The organism is Polaromonas sp. P1_E1_2, from assembly GCF_056406035.1.
Genome location: NZ_JBFUAZ010000441.1, coordinates 1 through 3,679 on the forward strand (window position 1 = coordinate 1; position 3,679 = coordinate 3,679).

Genomic DNA, 3,679 nt, shown 5'->3' on the forward strand with positions numbered 1-3,679 from the left:
GCCTATTCCAATACCGGTTACTGCATGCTCGGAAGGGTTGTGGAAATCGTCACCGGCGAATCCTACCGCGCCTTCAGCAGCCGGGAGTTTCTGATGCCGTCCACCGGCAAAGGCTTTCAGGCTGCAAGCAGCACCGAGAGCCGGCAGGGCGAGACGAAGTACTACGCGTATCCCGGAGAACCGCTGCAGCGGGGCGCACCGGGTGTTACGAACGCGAATGTACCCAGTCCTTACGGCTCCTACTCCATCGAAAACATGGACGCACTGGGCGCCTGGATTGCAACGCCAACAGATGTGCTGAAGTTTTTCCTGGCGATCGACGGCGCACGGGGGAAACGCCTTCTGAATGAGGAGTCATTGCAAACCATGCGCAGCGAGCCGATGCTGGAAAAAGACGGCAATCCGCGCAGCTTTTATGCGGCAGGCATTCACGTCGTCAGGAGTGACAAGGGCGATAACTGGTGGCACACAGGCAGCCAGCCGGGCCTGCAGACCCTGGCACTTCGGACCCGGCAAGGCTATGCATGGGTGGTRGCCTTCAATTCCAGGCCGGACCCATCCGGGCGCCGCGCMTTCTTCAAAGACATCGACCAGGCCCTGTGGGGCGCGGCGAATGCGGTGCGGGAGTGGCCGCAAGGRGATCTTTTTKCCAGYCCTTRAACTTTCCAGGGTGGGTCTTGCCATGACCACTCCGGCAATTCCGTTCGACCCCATCGCTTCGAGAGTGCGCTCATCTCCCGTGGAAACCATGCCATGACAGCGTTGCGGGGTTTGGCCTGGTTACTCGTCTTTCAGTCCGCTGGGGAACTTCTTTCTCGCGGCTTTTCCCTGCCGTTTCCTGGCCCCGTGATTGGCATGGTTCTGCTTCTGCTGGGCCTCCAGTCAGATACGGTGCGCACCCCTGTGGCAGTGTGCGCAGACTTCCTGCTTTCGCACCTTTCGTTACTCTTTGTACCTGTCGGCGTCGGGGTGATGACCCATCTTTCACTGGTCAGCCAGTACGGCGCACGCATGTTGCTGGTCGTGGTGGCGTCCACTTTGGCGGGTTTGCTCGTGACCGTACTGATGCTGCACCTGCTGCGGGACCGCAGCGACACCCCTCCTCCGGACCCTCCACATGCCTAAATTTGTGGAGTTATGGGTCTACCTGTCGGCCACACCCCTGTTTGGCTTGACCGCGACGCTGGTGGTGTATGTGCTCGCGCAAGCCGTTTACGCTCGTCTCGGACAAGCGCCCTGGGCCAATCCTGTGTTGTGGACGGTTGTCTGCCTGGCCGGCACCCTGCTGGCCACCGGCGTGCCTTACCCCACCTATTTTGCGGGCGCCCAGTTCATCCATTTCCTGCTCGGCCCTGCGGTGGTGGCACTGGCATGGCCACTGTGGTTGCGGCGCGAAGAACTGCGCAGGCGCTGGGGCCGGCTGCTGCTTGCGGCCCTGGCCGGCGGTGCCGCGGCCAGCGGGTCGGCATTGTTGCTGGGATGGGCCGTAGGCTTGCCCATCGAAGTTACCCTGTCGCTAGCGCCCAAGTCTGTCACCGCACCGGTCGCCATGGGTATTGCGGAAAGGATCGGCGGAATCCCTGCGCTGGCGGCAGTGTTTGCGGTGGTCACCGGCCTCGTCGGTGCGCTCAGCGGCAAATACCTGTTTGACGCCTTGCGAATTCCCGTGGACGCTGCGGGCTGGGCCGCGCGTGGTTTTGCGCTGGGCACGGCATCTCACGGGCTGGGCGCCGCGAGAGCCTTGCAGGTCAATGCCGACGCGGGCGCTTACGCCGGGTTGGCGCTGGGCCTGCAGGTGGTTCTGGCGTCTGCACTGATACCGCTGGCGTTCCGGTGGCTGTAGTAGCCCGAACCGCAAACACGAAAACTCCGCATCACCTTCCTGCCGCGAGCAGCAGGGAAGTGATGTGGAGGTTTCGGTAGCGCGTCAGAAATGCGCCTGTTGTTGCTTTAAGTCTCCTACACCGCCTGCAAACCTGGTTTGACCACGCTCGCCGGCTTGGCCGCAGCCAGCGCACCGAACAGGATCTCGCCTGAAAGCTGGCCGCCTTCTTCAATCACCAGCTTGCCGTAGCGGATGATGCCCGTGACTTTTCCTGTCGAGTAAATCACCAGTTTCTGCCGCACTGTAAGGTTGCCGTTGAATTCGCCACGGATTTCCGCCACATCGATTTCTGCGGAGCCCTTGAACGCACCCTGCTCGGCAATCTGGATCACTCGCGAATCCATGGTGGCTTCCACCAGGCCTTCGACCACCAGCGTATCGCAGTCCGTGATCTCCACGCCCTTGAGTTTGATGTTCGGGCCGACCGTCAACTTGCTGCCGCCTTCTTTTACCGTGCCGACAGGTGCTTCATTGACCGCCTTGGCGGTGTTTTGCTGGTTCACATTTGTGGACGACGCTCCCGACTGCAGCGCGCCGGAAGCACTGGACGTACCCGTGGTCCCATAGCCATTTCCCGGGCCATGACGCAAGCCCGTTGGTGTCTCGTTTTCTCGCTTGCCAAAGAACGGTGTTGCCATTGTGAGTTCCTTCAAAAAGAACGCATGGTACGTCTGCAGAAAATTAAAAGCTTCAGCTGTATGCAAGATAGGTAACGAAATTAATTCTTACATTCCCTTGTTTGCATTCGCCCTGCGGCAATAACAACAGGCTCCATGTGCGCCTATGTACGGCTGGCGATACATGAGGAAAACTCCGTCCAATTGGCACCCGAAACCTGCCCGCTTTGTATCGGCACGATGATTTTTTGACGTGGCATTGGCCGCGGTTCGCAGTGCCGATCTTCCCCTGTCGAAATGTCTCAAACCTCAGATACTGGTCGCGTGTAGCATGTCGGATACCATGACCGCAGACAGTGAATTTCACGCCTTCGCACTTTTTGGCACTGCCGTTGGGCAGTGCGCGCTGGTGTGGAACGCACACGGGATTGCAGCCGTGYGRCTGCCCGAAACATCGGAGAGCCGCATGCTGTCCCGTTTGCACAGGGAGTTTGCGCAGCTGGCTCCTGCCACGCCGCCGCACGACATGCAATTGGCCATACATGCCATGACAGCCCTGCTGGCGGGTGAGGCCCGTGACTTGCGCTTTTGCACACTGGACCTGCGTCACGTCCCCTCTTTCAACCGCCGGGTGTACGCGATTGCGCAGGAGATTCTTCCAGGCAAGACCCGCACGTACGGCGACATCGCCACCGAGCTTGGCGAACCCGGCTCAGCGCGTGCCGTGGGTCAGGCGCTGGGGCACAATCCGTTTCCCATCGTCGTGCCCTGTCACCGCGTTCTGGCGGCTGGCGCGCAGTCGGGCGGCTTTTCCGCGCCTGGCGGCGTCTCGACCAAGCTGCGCATGCTACTGATTGAAGGTGCCGAGATCGGCGGCGCACCCGGTCTGTTTGACCGTGAGCCGCCGCCCTCCACGTCATAGTCATTGAACAAACGCCCATCACCACGAAACTCACCCACCCATGCCGCACACCTCTACAGAGAAAACGCCCGCGATTCGTCTCTATTCAGCCCGCCTCAGCATGTTCGGCGCCAAGGTGCAGATCGCTGCGTTTGAAAAAGGCATACCGCTCGATATCGTCATGGTGCCCTTCACGCAGACCGAGGGCTACTCACCCAAGCACCCGGAGGTCGTGCGAATCAACCCAAAAAAGCAGGTGCCCGTACTGATCAACGG

General features: G+C 60.5%; 6 protein-coding genes. 5 read left to right on the plus strand and 1 reads right to left on the minus strand.

Features of this window, described 5'->3' with window-relative positions; genetic code table 11:
• The 3 genes from AC1D1P_RS17565 to AC1D1P_RS17575 all read left to right on the plus strand — a co-directional run.
• On the plus strand, positions 1 to 660 hold a 660-nt coding region (locus tag AC1D1P_RS17565), incomplete at its 5' end, for a serine hydrolase domain-containing protein (RefSeq protein WP_477673849.1).
• Positions 661 to 753: 93 nt separating this feature from the next.
• Complete coding sequence (locus AC1D1P_RS17570; RefSeq protein WP_477673850.1) at positions 754 to 1,125, plus strand: CidA/LrgA family protein; 372 nt, start codon at positions 754 to 756, stop codon at positions 1,123 to 1,125.
• On the plus strand, positions 1,118 to 1,843 hold the full coding sequence (locus AC1D1P_RS17575; RefSeq protein ID WP_477668746.1) for an LrgB family protein: 726 nt from the start codon (positions 1,118 to 1,120) through the stop codon (positions 1,841 to 1,843). Before AC1D1P_RS17570 ends, AC1D1P_RS17575 begins: the two co-directional genes overlap by 8 nt.
• 116 nt (positions 1,844 to 1,959) lie before the next feature.
• Here AC1D1P_RS17575 and AC1D1P_RS17580 read toward each other — a convergent pair whose 3' ends face one another.
• A complete protein-coding gene (locus AC1D1P_RS17580) occupies positions 1,960 to 2,523 on the minus strand; it encodes a bactofilin family protein (RefSeq protein ID WP_477668747.1) in 564 nt (187 codons plus the stop codon).
• A gap of 445 nt (positions 2,524 to 2,968) precedes the next feature.
• Here AC1D1P_RS17580 and AC1D1P_RS17585 point away from each other — a divergent pair, with 445 nt between their 5' ends.
• The gene (locus tag AC1D1P_RS17585; protein WP_477673847.1) at positions 2,969 to 3,424 is read left to right on the plus strand and encodes a methylated-DNA--[protein]-cysteine S-methyltransferase; all 456 of its coding nucleotides are present in this window, start codon (positions 2,969 to 2,971) and stop codon (positions 3,422 to 3,424) included.
• 40 nt (positions 3,425 to 3,464) lie between these two features.
• On the plus strand, positions 3,465 to 3,679 hold a 215-nt coding region (locus AC1D1P_RS17590), incomplete at its 3' end, for a glutathione S-transferase family protein (protein ID WP_477673848.1).

Bases quoted from the DNA above. Each gene is read 5' to 3' on its own strand.
- AC1D1P_RS17575 (WP_477668746.1), top strand. From the start codon at position 1,118: ATGCCTAAATTTGTGGAGTTATGGGTCTACCTGTCGGCCACACCCCTG.
- AC1D1P_RS17570 (WP_477673850.1), top strand. From the start codon at position 754: ATGACAGCGTTGCGGGGTTTGGCCTGGTTACTCGTCTTTCAGTCCGCT.
- AC1D1P_RS17585 (WP_477673847.1), top strand. From the start codon at position 2,969: ATGCTGTCCCGTTTGCACAGGGAGTTTGCGCAGCTGGCTCCTGCCACG.
- AC1D1P_RS17580 (WP_477668747.1), bottom strand. From the start codon at position 2,523: ATGGCAACACCGTTCTTTGGCAAGCGAGAAAACGAGACACCAACGGGC.